General features: G+C 64.2%; 14 protein-coding genes. 4 read left to right on the top strand and 10 right to left on the bottom strand.

Annotated features, from left to right (window positions below):
• Window positions 1–14 precede the first annotated feature (14 nt).
• From nifK to nifH, 3 genes are all read right to left on the bottom strand, one after another.
• Window positions 15–1574, bottom strand: coding sequence for a nitrogenase molybdenum-iron protein subunit beta (gene nifK / locus ACQR1B_RS25305; protein ID WP_434834904.1), 1560 nt, complete (start codon window positions 1572–1574; stop codon window positions 15–17).
• Between the two features lie 83 nt (window positions 1575–1657).
• A complete protein-coding gene (nifD, locus tag ACQR1B_RS25310; protein WP_434834903.1) occupies window positions 1658–3160 on the bottom strand; it encodes a nitrogenase molybdenum-iron protein alpha chain in 1503 nt (500 codons plus the stop codon).
• Between the two features lie 72 nt (window positions 3161–3232).
• Complete coding sequence (nifH, locus tag ACQR1B_RS25315) at window positions 3233–4120, bottom strand: nitrogenase iron protein (RefSeq protein WP_012045780.1); 888 nt, start codon at window positions 4118–4120, stop codon at window positions 3233–3235.
• 447 nt (window positions 4121–4567) lie between these two features.
• Here nifH and ACQR1B_RS25320 point away from each other — a divergent pair, with 447 nt between their 5' ends.
• Window positions 4568–4993, top strand: coding sequence for a response regulator (locus ACQR1B_RS25320; RefSeq protein ID WP_434834902.1), 426 nt, complete (start codon window positions 4568–4570; stop codon window positions 4991–4993).
• A gap of 13 nt (window positions 4994–5006) precedes the next feature.
• Window positions 5007–5468, top strand: coding sequence for a SufE family protein (locus tag ACQR1B_RS25325; RefSeq protein ID WP_434834901.1), 462 nt, complete (start codon window positions 5007–5009; stop codon window positions 5466–5468).
• 266 nt (window positions 5469–5734) lie between these two features.
• Here ACQR1B_RS25325 and ACQR1B_RS25330 read toward each other — a convergent pair whose 3' ends face one another.
• The 7 genes from ACQR1B_RS25330 to ACQR1B_RS25360 all read right to left on the bottom strand — a co-directional run bounded on the left by ACQR1B_RS25330 (window position 5735) and on the right by ACQR1B_RS25360 (window position 14343).
• On the bottom strand, window positions 5735–6976 hold the full coding sequence (locus tag ACQR1B_RS25330; RefSeq protein ID WP_434834936.1) for a cysteine desulfurase: 1242 nt from the start codon (window positions 6974–6976) through the stop codon (window positions 5735–5737).
• A 3-nt stretch (window positions 6977–6979) separates the two neighbouring features.
• The gene (gene sufD / locus ACQR1B_RS25335; protein ID WP_434834900.1) at window positions 6980–8305 is read right to left on the bottom strand and encodes a Fe-S cluster assembly protein SufD; all 1326 of its coding nucleotides are present in this window, start codon (window positions 8303–8305) and stop codon (window positions 6980–6982) included.
• Window positions 8306–8323: 18 nt separating this feature from the next.
• Window positions 8324–9085: a Fe-S cluster assembly ATPase SufC gene (gene sufC, locus ACQR1B_RS25340; protein WP_434834899.1), complete on the bottom strand. Its 762-nt coding sequence runs from the start codon at window positions 9083–9085 to the stop codon at window positions 8324–8326.
• Between the two features lie 37 nt (window positions 9086–9122).
• Window positions 9123–10643, bottom strand: coding sequence for a Fe-S cluster assembly protein SufB (gene sufB / locus ACQR1B_RS25345; RefSeq protein WP_434834898.1), 1521 nt, complete (start codon window positions 10641–10643; stop codon window positions 9123–9125).
• Window positions 10644–10682: 39 nt separating this feature from the next.
• Window positions 10683–10877: a 4Fe-4S dicluster domain-containing protein gene (locus tag ACQR1B_RS25350; RefSeq protein ID WP_006609648.1), complete on the bottom strand. Its 195-nt coding sequence runs from the start codon at window positions 10875–10877 to the stop codon at window positions 10683–10685.
• Window positions 10878–11337: 460 nt separating this feature from the next.
• Window positions 11338–13077, bottom strand: coding sequence for a nif-specific transcriptional activator NifA (gene nifA, locus ACQR1B_RS25355; RefSeq protein WP_434834897.1), 1740 nt, complete (start codon window positions 13075–13077; stop codon window positions 11338–11340).
• A gap of 423 nt (window positions 13078–13500) precedes the next feature.
• Entirely contained in the window at window positions 13501–14343 is an 843-nt protein-coding gene (locus tag ACQR1B_RS25360) for an SDR family NAD(P)-dependent oxidoreductase (RefSeq protein ID WP_434834896.1), read from the bottom strand.
• 350 nt (window positions 14344–14693) lie between these two features.
• Here ACQR1B_RS25360 and ACQR1B_RS25365 point away from each other — a divergent pair, with 350 nt between their 5' ends.
• Both ACQR1B_RS25365 and ACQR1B_RS25370 read left to right on the top strand, forming a co-directional pair.
• Complete coding sequence (locus tag ACQR1B_RS25365) at window positions 14694–15527, top strand: xanthine dehydrogenase (protein WP_434834895.1); 834 nt, start codon at window positions 14694–14696, stop codon at window positions 15525–15527.
• A gap of 93 nt (window positions 15528–15620) precedes the next feature.
• Window positions 15621–15863: a (2Fe-2S)-binding protein gene (locus ACQR1B_RS25370; protein ID WP_434834894.1), complete on the top strand. Its 243-nt coding sequence runs from the start codon at window positions 15621–15623 to the stop codon at window positions 15861–15863.
• Window positions 15864–15900 lie beyond the last annotated feature (37 nt).

The following is a 15900-nucleotide window of genomic DNA, read 5'->3' on the forward strand; positions in this document are numbered from 1 at the left end:
CGCCGCGCGTGAACTCAGCGAATGATGTCGAAGCTGTAGTCCGACTTGGCCGGCACGTTGGTGTTGCGATCGATCTCGTCGAAAATCTTGTCGAGGATCGTGACCAGCACGTTGAGGCCGCCCTGATAGCCCCACACCGGGTAGCGGTGCTTGTGGTGGCGATCGAAGATCGGGAAGCCGATGCGGATCAGCGGGGTGCCGGTATCGCGCTCCAGATACTTGCCGTAGGTGTTGCCGATCAGGAAGTCGACCGGCTCGGTGAACAGCAGCGAGCGCATGTGCCAGAGATCCTTGCCGGGATACACATGGCAGTTCTTGCCGAACGGCGACGAGTCGAACACGGCCTGCACCTTCTCGGCCCAATCCTTGTTGCCGTTGGTGGCGAGCACGTGGGTCGGCTCGGCGCCGAGCTCGAGCAGGAACGCGGCGAGGCCGAGGCAGAGATCCGGATCGCCGTAGATCGCGAACTTCTTGCCATGGATGTGCGCGCTGGAGTCGGCGATCGCGTCGACCAGGCGGCCGCGCTCGAGCGCCAGCGATTCCGGGATCTCCTTGCCCGTGATGCGCGACAGCGCCATCACGAAGGCATCGGTGCCGGTGACGCCGACCGGATGGTGGAACGACACCACTTCCTGGCCGTGGTTCTTGATCAGCGGCAGGGTCTTCTCGGTGCAATAGTGCTGCATCGAGATGGTCGCCTTGGCGTGAACGGCGTTGGCCGCCTCCTCCAGCGTGGTGCCGCCGTCATACATGCGGAACTCGCCGTCGGTCGGCGTGTCGAACACGTTCGAATTGTCGCCGAGGATCGTGTATTCGATCCCCATCTCCTCGAAGATGTGCTTGACCTCGCGGATGTTGCCGACGGTGTAGCCGTCGAAGCCGCCGATGAAGTTGATCTTCTCGTTCGGAACGCGCTCGAGCTTCGGCGCGGTGCCGGCCTTGCCGTCCCAGAAGTGCTCGAGAATGCCCTTCATCGCGTTGTCGTAGCCGGTGACATGGCTGCCGACGAAGGCAGGCGTGTGGGCGAAGGGCACGTCGAACTCGGCCGGAACCGAGCCCTTTTCCTTCGAGGTCTTGATGAACGCGTTGAGGTCGTCACCGATGACTTCCGCCATGCAGGTGGTGGAGACCGCGATCATCGACGGCTTGTACATGTTGTAGGCGTTGGCAAGGCCGTCAATCATGTTGTTGAGGCCGCCGAACACAGCTGCGTCCTCGGTCATCGACGACGACACGCAGGAGCTCGGCTCCTTGAAGTGGCGCGACAGATGGCTGCGATAATAGGCGACGCAGCCCTGCGAGCCGTGCACGAACGGCAGCGTCTTCTCGAAGCCAACGGCGACGAACACGGCGCCGAGCGGCTGGCAGGCCTTGGCCGGATTGACGGTCAGCGCCTCGCGGGCGAAATTCTTCTCGCGATATTCGGGCGTCTTGGCCCATTCACGAATGCGCTCGACTTCCGCGGGATCACGCGGATTCTCGAACATCTTCTTCTTGTTCGCCAGCATCTGCTGGTATTCGGGGCCACGGAAAAGCTCGAAGTGATCGAGCACATGTTCGGCAGACTGCGTCATGGGATAACCCTCTCTATTTTCCTGTGTCGATCAGGGAGCGCTGGCTCTCCGCCGAAGGAGAGCCAGGCCGTGGGTGGTGGTGATTACTCGGCCGCCTGCAGCAACGGCTTGGGCGCCTGCTTCCAGGGGGCCTTGGCCATCTTCCAGACCGGCGAGTTGATGGCCATGTCCATGTCGCGGGCGAAGATCGCGAACCCGTCATAGCCATGGTAGGGACCCGAGTAGTCCCAGGAGTGCATCTGGCGGAACGGCACGCCCATCTTCTGGAACACGTACTTTTCCTTGATGCCCGAGCCGACGAGGTCCGGCTGGATCTTCTCGACGAACTTCTCGAACTCGTAGCCGGTCACGTCGTCATAGATCAGCGTGCCGTCCTTGACGTAATGCTGGGCGGTGCGCTGATAGTCGTCGTTGTGGCCGAACTCGTAGCCGGTGCCCACGACCTCCATGCCGAGGTCCTCATAGGCGCCGATCACGTGGCGCGGACGCAGGCCGCCGACGAACAGCATCACGGTCTTGCCTTCGAGGCGCGGCCGGTACTTGGCGATCACGGCGTCCATCAGAGGCTGGTACTTGGCGATGACGCGCTCGGCACCTTCCTTGATCTTGTCGTCGAAATAGCTGGCGATCTTGCGCAGCGATTCGGCGATCTTGCTCGGCCCGAAGAAGTTGTACTCGCACCACGGAATATTGTACTTCTCTTCCATGTGACGCGAGATGTAGTTCATCGAGCGGTAGCAGTGCAGCACGTTCAGCTTCGCCTTCGGCGTCGCCTCAAGCTCGGCCAGCGAGCCGTCGCCCGACCATTGGGCGATCACGCGCAGGCCCATTTCCTCGAGCAGGATGCGCGACGACCAGGCGTCGCCGCCGATGTTGTAGTCGCCGATGATCGCGACGTCATAGTCCGACGGCTCGAAACGCGGCGCGGCGTCGGCCGGCAGCTTGTCGAACACCCAGTCCCGGATCGCGTCGTTCGCGATGTGATGGCCCAGCGACTGAGAGACACCGCGGAAGCCTTCGCAGCGGACCGGAACGATGGTCTTGCCGTCATACTCCTTCGACTTGGTCTTGGAGACCGCCTCGATGTCGTCGCCGATCAGACCGATCGGGCATTCCGACTGCACGGTGATGCCGTTGTTCAGCGGGAACAGCTCCTGGATCTCGTCCATGATCTTGGCGAGCTTCTTGTCGCCGCCGAAGACGATGTCCTTTTCCTGGAAGTCGGAGGTGAACTGCATCGTCACGAAGGTGTCGATGCCGGTCGTGCCGATGTAGTAGTTGCGGCGCGCCGCCCAGGAATACTGGCCGCAGCCGACCGGGCCGTGGCTGATGTGGATCATGTCCTTGATCGGGCCCCACACCACGCCCTTCGAGCCGGCATAGGCGCAGCCACGGATGGTCATGACGCCGGGGATCGACTTGATGTTCGACTTGACGCCGCAGTCGGACTTGCCGTTCTCGTGCACGTTGAGATGCTTGGCGCGGCGCTTGGCGGTCTTTTCCGGATAGACCTTCAAGACCTCGGCGATCAGTTCCTTGTTGCGCGCCTTGATCTCGGCGACGCTTTGTTTCTCGATGACGCTCATCTGGCTTTCCTTGATGATCGGTTGCGGGGGTCACCCGTCCCCTCCGACGAAGGGCCGGGTGACCGGTGGCGGTTACGCCGTTGCGGCGAGTTCGGCGGCAGTCTTTCCGATCTGGCTCTCGTCGACCGCCTTCATGATGCCGTGCTCCATCAGCATGTCCTCGAGCTCGTCCATCGTGATCGGGGTCGGGATGATGCCCTTGCCGGCATTGCCATGGATCTTGGTCGCCAGGTTGCGGTAGTGGTTGGCCTGGACCGACTCCGGCGCATATTCCAGCACGGTCATGCGGCGCAGCTCCGCGTGCTGCACGATGTTGTCGCGCGGCACGAAGTAGATCAGCTGGGTGCCGAGCTTCTTGGCGAGAGCCTCGGCCAGCTCCAGCTCCTTGTCGGTCTGGCGCTCGTTGCAGACCAGGCCGCCCAGGCGCACGCCACCGGAATTCGCATACTTCAGAATGCCCTTGGAGATGTTGTTGGCGGCATACATCGCCATCATCTCGCCGGACATCACGATGTAGATTTCCTGCGCCTTGTTCTCGCGGATCGGCATCGCGAAGCCGCCGCACACCACGTCGCCCAGCACGTCGTAGGACACGTAGTCGATGTCCTCATAGGCGCCGTTCTCTTCCAGGAAGTTGATCGAGGTGATCACGCCGCGGCCGGCGCAGCCGACGCCCGGCTCCGGACCGCCGGACTCGACGCAACGGATGTCGCGATAGCCGACCTTCATCACCTCTTCGATCTCGAGGTCCTCGACGCTGCCCGCGGCAGCGGCCAGGCTCAGGATGGTGTCCTGCGCCTTGGCGTGCAGGATCAGGCGGGTCGAATCCGCCTTGGGGTCGCAGCCGACGATCAGGATCCGATGACCCATCTCGGCCAGCGCGGCCAGGGTGTTTTGCGACGTCGTCGACTTGCCGATGCCGCCTTTGCCGTAGAATGCGATTTGTCGCAGCGATGCCATGATGCTCTCCATCAACCGATTGCCAATGTCCCGCACGCGCCTTGCATGACGAGACCGCGTCCTCTCTCCAGAACCGGCAGACGGGTTATTGGGAAGGAGAGCATCGCTCGTCCGAAGCGTCGGCGTGCACTCAGCCCTCAACCTTTGCCTGAGACCAGTTTTGCAACGGCTGTGCCAGAGCTTTGGAATCGTTAAAAAGGCCATGTTTTGAAAGAGATGCGGCCAAGCTCGGCGCTAGGATGTACTTGTTGCAAACCCGACATCACGGGTTTTCACCCGACGCTCCCGCGCCGTGCTGTCCGAAACGACACACGTCATCACGGGCACCACGCAGCGCAACAGCGACAAACACGCGCCAGCGCTGCGCAAGCCGGCTCAAGAGCGGCGGTACGGAGTTTGCTTGATCTAGATCAATCCGTTTGCGAACGGACCAGCAGGAGCATTTTGATGTCGAGCAAGGCGCGCGTCTTTGTCATAGAAGCCGATCAGGTGATCCGCTCGGCGCTCGGCTACATTCTCAGCGAGCGTCATGAGACCTTCACGTTCGCGGAGACCGCGGACGCCCTGAGCAAGGCCGTCCGAGCAACGCCGGATGCGGTGCTGGTCGGGAGCAGCATCCTGGAGGACGACGGCGCCGAGACCGTCGGCATGCTCGCACGAAAGCTGCACCAGGCCGGCATCATCGTGGTCGCAGGATCGACGAAATCCCCGCTCGCGCTGGCGGGACTGCGCCAGGGCGCCGAAGCCATCATCGCCAAGCCCATCACCTTCGACGGCGTCACCCATGCGGTCGACTCGGTGCTGGCGCGGCGCTGCACGGAACCAGGCTCGGCGGCATCGCTCGCCCTGGTGTCCACGGAGATCAGCAGATGACGAGGAGAGGAAGATGCTGAAGATGACCCAGACCGCGGCGCCGGGCACGCCGGACATCGAGGACATCGTCGAGAACTTCGCCCTGCTCGACGACTGGGACGATCGCTACCGCTACGTGATCGAGCTCGGCCGCGGCCTGACGCCGCTGCCTGACGCCGACCGCAGCGACAGCAACAAGGTGCAGGGTTGCACCAGCCAGGTCTGGCTTGCCACGACGGTGCAACGCGGTACAGCGGCGCCGGTGCTCGATTTCATCGGCGACAGCGACGCGCATATCGTGCGTGGCCTGGTCGCGATCCTGCTCGCGATGGTCACGGGCCGCACCGCCCCCGAGATCCTGGCCGCCGATCCGATCGCCTTGTTCGAGAAGCTCGGCCTGCGCGAACACCTCACCCCGCAGCGCTCCAACGGCTTCCGCTCCATGGTTGCCCGTATCAAGGCCGACGCGCAGGCGGCAATGGCGGCGGCGGCGTAGGTTTTGTTATCTGATTTGTTTGTTTGATTGAGCCCACATCATGCGGCAAGCACGGTGCACCCTCTCCCCTTGTGGGAGAGGGTGGCGGCCGAAGGCCGCCGGGTGAGGGGTTCTCTCCGCGTACTCAGACGGTCGGGATTCGCGGAGACAACCACTCACCCGAGTGAGTCTGGAGCTGCCAGCGGCGTAGCCCTCTCCCACAAGGGGAGAGGGCGCATTCATCGGCACCGGTTCTTCGTAGTCATACCCACGGGAATATCTCGCCGCTAGGAGAAAAACTCCTGCGCCTTCTTCAGCGCGCGGACCAGGGCATCGACCTCTTCGCGCGTGTTGTACATCGCGAACGACGCGCGGCACGTCGCCGTCACGCCGAAGCGCTCCAGCAAGGGCATCGCACAATGCGTGCCGGCGCGCACCGCCACGCCGGAGCGGTCGATGACTGTGGCGAAGTCGTGGGCATGCGCGCCCTGCATCTCGAACGAGACGATCGCGCCCTTGTCGGCGGCGTTGCCGATGATGCGCAGCGAGTTGATCTCGCGCAGCTGCTCGGTGGCGTAGGCGACGAGATCATGCTCATGCGCCGCGATGCGCTGCTTGCCAATCGAGGCGACGTAGTCGATCGCGGCGCCCAGGCCCGCAGCCTCCACGATCGGCGGCGTGCCGGCCTCGAAGCGATGCGGCGGGTCGCCATAGGTGACCCAGTCGCGCGACACCTCGCGGATCATTTCGCCGCCGCCGTTGAAGGGCGGCATCGCGGCCAGCAGCTCGCGCTTGCCGTAGAGCGCGCCGATCCCGGTTGGGCCGTAGATCTTGTGGCCGGTGATGCAGTAGAAGTCGGCATCGAGATCGCGGACATCGACCTCCATGTGCACCGCGGCCTGCGAGCCGTCGATCAGCACCGGAATGCCGCGGGCATGCGCGAGGCGGATGGCCTCCTTGACCGGGACGACCGTGCCGAGGACGTTCGACATCTGCGTCATCGCCACCATCTTGGTGCGCGGCGACAACAGCTTCTCGAACTCGTCGAGCAGGAAGTTGCCGTCGTCGTCGACCGGGGCCCATTTGATCACCGCGCCCTGGCGCTCCCTGAGGAAATGCCAGGGGATGATGTTGGCATGGTGCTCCATGATCGAGAGCACGATCTCGTCGCCCGGCCCGATCCGCTCGCGCCCGAACGTCTGCGCCACCAGGTTCACCGCCTCGGTGGCGCCGCGAGTAAAGATGATCTGCTCGGGGCTTTCCGCGTTGAGGAAGGTCGCGACCTTGGCGCGGGCCCCCTCATAGGCCTCGGTGGCGGCGTTGGCGAGATAATGCAGCCCGCGATGCACGTTGGCGTATTCGGAGGTGTAGACCTGGTTCATCCGGTCCAGCACCGCCTGCGGCTTCTGCGCCGAGGCGGCATTGTCGAGATAGACCAGCGGCTTGCCGTGGACCTGCATGCCGAGGATGGGAAAATCCGCCCGGATGCGGCTGACGTCGTAGCCGCTTCCCCGCACCGCTGCATGCATCATCTACTCCCGTCGTCCGAGCCAGCCCAGCATCGCCTCCGTCAGCGCAGCCCTGACGCTCTCATTGGCCGCGCCCTCGATGATCTCGCCGACGAACGCCTGGATCAGCAGCGCCTTGGCTTCCTTGGGCGGAATGCCGCGCGCCATCAGATAGAACAGCAGTTCGTCGTCGATCGCGCCGGTCGTGGTGCCGTGGCCGCACTGCACGTCGTCGGCAAAGATCTCGAGCTCCGGCTTGCTAAAGGCCTCGGCCTCGTCGGACAGCAGCAGCGCCCGCGACATCATCTTGGCGTCGGTCTTCTGCGCGCCGGGGCTGACCGTGATCTTGCCCTGGAACACGGCACGGGCGGTGTCGCCGACCACCGCCTTGAAGGTCTCGCGGCTCTGGCAGTTCTCGGCGGCATGCTCGATCGTCAAGGTGGTGTCGGCATGTTGCGTGCCCGACAGCAGCGAGCCGCCGCGGATGTCGGCCACGGTGCCCTCGCCCGCGATGTGCACGAACAGCTGGTTGCGCACCAGGCTGCCGCCGGCGACGAAGCCAAGCTGGTTGAAGGTCGCGCGCGCGCCGATATTGGCGAGCAGCGAGGAGATGTGCAGCGCGCCGCTGCCCTCGCTGACGACCTTGACGTGGTCGATCCGCGCCTCGTCGCCGACGACGAGCTGCATCGCGGTGTTGACCTGATATTCGCTGCCGTCGGGCCCCTGATGCGACTCCACGATGGTGGCGCTGGCGCCAGCACCGATATTGACCTGCGAGCGCGTGTACATGGAGGTCGCGACCCAGTTGGTCGTGACGAAGGCGACATGGATCGGCCGGCTCAGGACGGTTCCCGGCGCAACCAGGATCACGACGCCATTGGCGGCGAGCGCGGTGTTGAGCGCCAGCGCCGGATCGTCGTCCGGCACCACGGGGCCGAGCCGCTGCAACAGCAGCGGCTTGTCCGCAGCGAGCGCCTCCGCCATCGGCTGGATCGTCAGACCCGGCTCGAGATCGGCGAGGTCGGACAGCTCCGGCACGAAGGCGCCGTCGACGATGACAAGCTTGCGGAAGCCGGCGCCGGCAAACAGATCATGCGCCTCACGTGCCTTGGTCTTGGCGGCATCGTCCGGCAGCGCAGCGAGCCTCTTGGCTTCCTTCATCTGCGTCCGCAGATCGGTGTAGCGCCAGGCCTCGACGCGCCGGTGCGGCAGGCCGACCGTATTGAACCGGTCGAACGCGGCCGCGCGGACGGCGGTGATTTCCTCGCCGCCCGGCAGATAGCGGCGGGCGCCCTGATACAGATCGGCCAATCCGAGCTCGGCCTTGGTCTTGCGGATCGCGACGCCCATGTTGGTGCTCCCCGAGCCTTACGCGGCTTCGCTCTGATATTGCGCGTAGCCGGTCGCCTCGAGCTCGCGCGCGAGGTCCGCCCCGCCCGTGCGGACGATCCGGCCCGCCGCGAACACATGGACGATGTCGGGCACGATGTAGTCGAGCAGCCGCTGGTAGTGCGTGATCACGATCATGCCGCGCTCGGCCGACCGCAGCGCATTGACACCGTTGGCAACCACCTTCAGCGCGTCGATGTCGAGGCCGGAATCGGTTTCGTCGAGAACGCAGAGCGAGGGCTGCAAGAGCGCCATCTGCAGCGTCTCATTGCGCTTCTTCTCGCCGCCGGAGAAGCCGACATTGAGCGGCCGCTTCAGCATGTCGGCGTCGATGTTCAAGGTCTTGGCGATCTCGCGCACGCGCTTGATCAGATCCGGAGACGACAGTTCCTCTTCGCCGCGCGCCTTGCGCTGGGCGTTGAAGGCGGCGCGCAGGAAGGTGAGCGTCGCGACGCCCGGAATTTCCAGCGGATACTGGAACGCGAGGAACACGCCCTTGGCGGCGCGCTCGTCGGCGGACATCGCCAGGAGGTCTTCGCCGTTGAGATAGACCTCGCCGGCCGTGACCTCGTAGCCGGGCTTGCCGGCGAGCACGTAGGACAGGGTCGACTTGCCCGCGCCGTTCGGCCCCATGATGGCGTGGATCTCGCCCCTGTTCACGGTGAGATCCAGGCCCTGGATGATCTTGCGACCGCTGGCGATCTCGGCATGGAGCCCCTTGATTTCGAGCAAGGCCGTCATCGAACACTCCTTCTGATGTTGTCGCCGCGCGACACCGTCATCCAACCGAACCTTCGAGCGAGATCGAGATCAGCTTCTGCGCCTCGACCGCGAACTCCATCGGCAGCTGCTGCAGCACGTCCTTGACGAAGCCGTTGACGACGAGACCGACCGCCTCTTCCTGGCTGAGCCCACGCTGGATGCAGTAGAACAGCACGTCCTCGGAGATCTTGGACGTGGTGGCCTCGTGCTCGAACACCGCGGAGGAGTTCTTGGCCTCGACATAGGGCACGGTGTGCGCGCCGCATTTGTCGCCGATCAGGAGCGAATCGCAGGCGGTGAAGTTGCGCGCGCCCGATGCCTTGCGATGGGCGCTGACCAGGCCGCGATAGGTGTTCTGCGATTTTCCCGCAGCGATGCCCTTGGAGATGATCCGACTCGACGTGTTCTTGCCGAGATGGATCATCTTGGTGCCGCTATCGACCTGCTGGAATCCGTTGGAGATCGCGATCGAATAGAACTCGCCGCTGGAATTGTCGCCGCGCAGGATACAGCTCGGATATTTCCAGGTGATCGCCGATCCGGTCTCGACCTGGGTCCAGGAGATCTTCGAGTTGGCGCCGCGGCAGTCGCCGCGCTTGGTGACGAAATTATAGATGCCGCCGACGCCCTCGGAATTGCCGGGGTACCAGTTCTGCACCGTCGAATATTTGATCTCGGCATCATCGAGCGCAACCAGCTCGACCACGGCGGCATGCAGCTGGTTCTCGTCGCGTTGCGGCGCCGTGCAGCCTTCGAGATAGGATACGTAGGCGCCCTTGTCGGCGATGATCAGCGTCCGCTCGAACTGTCCGGTGTTGCGCTCGTTGATGCGAAAATAGGTCGACAGCTCCATCGGGCAGCGTACGCCCGGCGGGATGTAGACGAACGAGCCGTCGGAAAAGACCGCCGAGTTGAGCGTCGCGAAATAATTGTCGGTGGTCGGCACCACAGTGCCGAGATATTTCTGCACCAGGTCGGGATGCTCGCGCAGCGCCTCCGAGATCGGCATGAAGATCACGCCGGCCTTCTTCAGCTCCTCCTTGAAGGTGGTCGCCACCGACACCGAGTCGAACACGGCGTCGACCGCGATCTTTGTGCGCGGGGCGACGGCCTCGCCATCGGCGTCGGTCTCAGCCGCGGCCGCTGGACGCTCGACCCCTTCGAGAATCTCGACCTCACGCAAGGGAATGCCGAGCTTCTCATAGGTCTTCAGGATCTCCGGATCGATCTCGTCGAGCGAAGCGACCTTCTTCTTCGGCTTCGGCGCGGAGTAGTAATAGAGATCCTGGTAGTCGATCTTGGGGTAGCCGACGCGGGCCCAGGTCGGCTCGGTCATGGTCAGCCAGCGGCGATACGCCTCCAGCCGCCATTCCAGCATCCAGGCCGGCTCGTTCTTCTTGGCCGAGATGAAGCGGATCGTATCCTCGGACAGCCCTTTCGGGGCCTTCTCGGATTCGATGACGGTTTCGAACCCGTAGCGATATTGATCGACGTCAATGTCCTTGACGCGATCAATGGTCTCCTGAACCGCTGCCATCTCTCACTCCGCTTCCAAGCTTCCGACGAGGTGCCCGCGTCAGGCGGGCACGCAGGTGTCCGGCACCGGACAGACGGCAGCGCATTGCGGCGCGTCGAAATGGCCTTCGCACTCCGTGCACTTCTTCGGATCGATGATGTACATGTCGTTCTTGAGCCGAATGGCCGCATTCGGGCATTCGAACTCGCACGCTCCACAGACCGTGCATTGCGAAGCGATGATCTTGTAGGTCATTTGCAGCTCCCCGCGCTTGAGAGACATCCAACGACGTCATTCACGCGTTATCTTTCAAGCCCCGTGCCAGAGCTCATTTGGTTGATTTCTAAGGAAGATTCTAAACTTCGCTGGAACGGCCAGCTGTCGCTCTCCCGACAGCATGTCGCAGATGCGACAGGGCGGGAGGGACGTGTGGCCGGAGCAGGCTCTCACGACGATGGCGATGAACTGCGCTCCCCTGCGCCGTGACGTCCGCGGTGCTCGCAGGTCTCTCCTCCGTCATTCCGGGGCGTGCGAAGCACGAACCCGGAATCCATCGGGCGTCAGAGCGCGCAGCAAAATGGATTCCGGGCTCGCCGCGCTACGCGCGCCGCCCCGGAATGACCTGGAGATTGGAGCACCGCCGGCGCGTTCGAACGAAGTCCAAACGCAAAAGGGCGCGCCATACGCGCGCCCTTCAACGGCAAGCCCAGCCCGTTCAGAACCGCTTGACCTCGATGTTGTACTTCTTCAGTGCGTAGCCGATTTGCCGCGGCGTCAGGCCGAGGAGGCGCGCGGCCTTGGCTTGCACCCAGCCGGAGCGCTCCATGGCCTGCACGATGCGCTCGCGCTCGGGCACAGCGCCGCCGTCCATGCCGTCGGAGAAGTCCCCGTCGTCGGCATCGACAGCCGGCAACTCCACAGGCACCTCGACCGGCGCCGAGGTGCGCGGCAGGATCGGCAGCGGCACCATCGGCTGGCCGCGCGGCGGCGGCGGCGTCACCGTGTTGCCCTTCCACAGGATCGCCGACATGCACTCGTTGCGGCTGCAGGCGAAGTCGTCCATGCCGATCGCTGAGCCCGCCGCCATCGTCGCCGTCCGCTGCACGCAGTTCTCCAGCTCGCGCACATTGCCGGGGAAGCCGCAATGCATCAGCACCTCGATGGCGCTGACGTCAAAGGTCAGATCGCGCTCGTTCTCGCAATTGAAGCGGCGCAGGAACTCGCGCGCCAGCTGCGGAATGTCGCTGCGGCGCTCCCGCAGCGGCGGCAATTTGATCGGCACCACGCTGATCCGGTAATAGAGGTCGGCGCGGAATTCGTTGCGCGACACCGCCTCTTCCAGATTGCGGTTGGTGGCGGTGACGATGCGCACGTCGACCTTGATGGTCTGGTTGCCGCCGACGCGCTCGAACTCCCGCTCCTGCAGCACGCGCAGCAGCTTGGCCTGGAACGCCGGCGAGATCTCGCCGATCTCGTCGAGGAACAAGGTGCCCTTGTCGGCCAGCTCGAAGCGGCCCTTGCGCGAATTGATCGCGCCGGTGAAGGCGCCCTTCTCGTGGCCGAACAGCTCCGACTCCAGCACGGTCTCGGGCAGCGCGGCGCAGTTGATCTTGATGAAGGGCCGCTTGGCGCGGTTGGACAGTTCGTGGATCGCCTTCGCCACCAGCTCCTTGCCGGTGCCGGATTCGCCGCGCAGCAGCACCGGCGCGTTCGACTTGGCGACGACGTTGATCTTCTCCAGCAGCGCGCGCAGCGCCGGACTGTCGCCGACGATACCGTCGACCAGCACCTTCTTGCGGTTGCTCGGCGCCGGCTTCAGCTCCAACAGTTCCTTCTGAAGGCGGTGGCTTTCCGCCATCAGCCGCTCGCGATCCCGCGCGACGACGCGATGCAGCTTGATGGTCTGGCCGATCAGGTTGGCGACCATCGTCAGGAAGCGGACGTCGGAATCGAGCCGGAACACGGCGCGGCCGTCCCAGACGCGGTCGATCGTCAGGGTGCCGACGACGCGCTGGTCGATGCGGATAGGGACGCCGAGAAAGGAGACGCGGGTGTCGTCGCGGGCACCGAGCGTGATCGCATCGGCGGCGCTGAAGGCCGGATGATCGGCGACGTTCTCGGCGATCAGCGGCACGGCTGTGGCGACGATCTGGTCGATCGCCTTCTGCGGCAGGCGCTCGCGATAGCGCTGGTCGCTGCCCTCGCTCCACCCGGCGCCGACGGCGAGGTCCGGAATGCCGTCATCCGCGAGCAAAGACACCACGCCATGGCGCATCTGCATGAAGGACTGCAGCAAATTGACGACGTTGGCGAGGGTAATTTCGAGCCGCGTCGGCGCGGCCAGGATTTTCGAAATTTCGAAAATGCCGGTCAGCGCGATCTCGCTGAGCGGTATTGGGGCAGCATTGGACCTGATGTCCTGAGCTTCGACCTGACGTGTTTCCGTTTGGACCATGGTCGCTTCTCTGATAGTCACGGACGCTCTCGACGAGATCGCCCGCGATTGTAGGCGTTCTAACATCCTCCTCTAACTGCAGATGATTGTCGTGCCTAACTTTGCTGCATTGCCGCAGAAGTAGTGTGCAGTAAACAGAACAGAAAAGCTGCAGAACTTCATGATCTTAACAAATTAGTTTGCACTTGGCGCAGCGGCCGCGTCGCACGGACCGCGCACGGATTGACGTCTCGGCAAACTGACAAAGGTGTGATGTTTCCGACACCTAATAATCGCTGAGCGTCACGCTTGTTGCGAGAAAATCGCAACCATCAGACCTGTTCACCAAGTTTCCAGTCGCCGCGTAGCACTCGCTTCACTGGATTGCCAACAGCGCCAGCCACTTCCCGAGGCGGCGTCAAAACGCCGCTTGCGTCGATCAACCTAGAGGTGTTGCCCCCCGTTGATCTGGATCTCCTCGCCGGTGACGTAACTCGCCGCGTCCGAGCACAGGAAGAACAGCACCTTGGCGACCTCCTCCGGCGCGCCGATCCGGCGCATCGGGATCAGCGGCGCGAACCGTGCCTCGGTCTCTGGCGACACCATCTCGGTCTTGATCTCGCCCGGCGCGATGGCGTTGACGCGGATGCCGTGCGGCGCGAAGTCGTGCGCCATCTCGCGGGTCAGGCAGGCCAGCGCCGCCTTGGAGGTCGCGTAGGCCGTGCCGGCGAAGGGATGGACGCGGGTACCGACGATCGACGTCACGTTCACGACAGCGCCATGCCCGCGCTTGAGTTCGTCGAACAGGCCCCGCGCCAGCAGGATCGGCCCGAGGAAGTTGACGTGGAACACGGTCATCCAGGTCTCGACCGAGGTCGCAAGCGAATCCAGCCGGCCGCCATCGTCGGCCTTCGGCGAGATCGCGGCGTTGTTGATCAGCGCATGCAGCGGCGCACCGTCGAGCTTCGCCTTGATTTCGGCAATCGCGCGCGGGATCGCGGCGCGGTCGCTCAGGTCGAACTGGACGTGGTTGTCGGCACCGGAATCCCATGGGCACCGCCCGCCGTCGAACGGCTGGCGTGAGCAGGTGAGGATGCGCCAGCCGGCATCGGAGAACAGTTTGGCGGTCGCATGACCGATGCCGCGCGAACCACCGGTCAGCACCAGCGTCTTCTGCTCGGTCCTTGCCGGCCGCGCAGCCGCCGCAATGTCCCCATGAAACGGGCACGATGCGACCGGCGCTTCGTCGGCCGGCTCGCGGACATCCTGGTCGAGATCGAGGCTCACCTCATGCCGTCCTGATCATGCGCGCGATGGTCATCCGGGCGTGGCGGCCACGGATCGATCCGATGGGTTCGCGGTATTGCCATGCTGTGGTGGTGCAGAATCCGGGCCAGCGAAAAACCGCGGCCAAACCGACATTTCCTGTCGGGTTTTCGACAGAATGGCAGGTTCGGGACACGACCCGCGTCGGCTTTCCACCGCCGCTTTCACAACACCTTCGAACGACGATGTTTTTCCGCAAGACGTTGCGATGGTCCAACTCTTGCTCGACGGGTTGACTGTTCGAACTGGATGCTGGCTTTCCAGTCTCACGACGGTCAGCCACGAGACCTGTGCCGTATGGACTGAGAGACATGGGGACGAATGCAGTGCGCTTCGCCGTGGTCCTCGGCACCAACGAAATCGCATCCGCGGTCGCCGTGCATCTGCACCGCGACGGCTTTTGCGTGGTGCTGTCGCACGATCCCAATCCGCCGGTCATGCGCCGCAAGATGGCGTTCCACGATGCCCTGTTCGGCGATACCCCCCGCGTCGAGAACGTGATCGGCGCGCGCATCGAAAACACGATGGACGTGTTCAAGGCGCTCGGCGCCCCCCAGCATGTCCTGGTGACCTGGCTCGGGCTGCTCGATCTGTTGCCGGTCCGCGGTATCGACGTGCTGGTCGACGCGCGCATGCAGGCGCGCGAAGTGACGCCGAACCTGCGCGGCATGACGCGCCTTTCGATCGGCATCGGCCCGGGCTTCTCGCCAGCGGCCAATTGCGACGTCGCGATCGAGACCCGGCCGGACCGGCTCGGGCAGATCGTGCGCGAAGGCTGGACCCTGGCCAAGGAGGACGTCGGTGAACTCGGCGGCGTCGGCATCGAGCGCCTGGTGCATTCGCCCCACGAAGGCCGCTGGCACACGCCGGTCGAGATCGGAACGCGCATCTACAAGGGCTTCGTCGTCGGCCATCTCTCCGGCGAGCCCATCACAGCGCCCTATGACGGTATCCTGCGCGGCATCGTCCGCGACGGCATCGACGTGCCGGCGGGCATCGCGCTCGCCGAGATCGACCCGCGCGGCCGCCACGCGCAGTGGACCGGCATCGACGCCCAGGGACAGACGCTCGCGCAGGCGACGCTGACCGCGATCCGCCTGCACGCCGCCGCGCGCCTCGGTACGAGCGCAGCCACGACGCGCTGATCCCATGGTTTCGAACGATTCTGATTAGCCCGCTGCCCCAGGGTCGGCATTGGCATCGCCGTTGCTTATCGTTGGCAGGAGCGAGCAAGAGCCATGATCATTTGTTCCTGCAACGTCATTACCGATACGGCCATCCGCGACGTCGTCACGGCGGCCGACATTACGTTTGGATCACCGGCACAAGTCTATGACTGTCTGGGCTGCTCCGTGCAGTGTGGGCTCTGCTCGCGCTCGGTAAAGCGCATTCTCGACGAGCGGCAGAGCGACACGGCCGTCGCGGCCGTCTGGCCCGTGCACGGCGAGCCCGCGCCGTGTGAACTGATGTCGGTCGCGTAACAAACAACAGGTCACGACATGTCGTTCACGCGCTGTC

Origin of the sequence: Bradyrhizobium oligotrophicum (assembly GCF_051168495.1) — a bacterium.
Lineage (GTDB): Bacteria > Pseudomonadota > Alphaproteobacteria > Rhizobiales > Xanthobacteraceae > Bradyrhizobium > Bradyrhizobium oligotrophicum_A.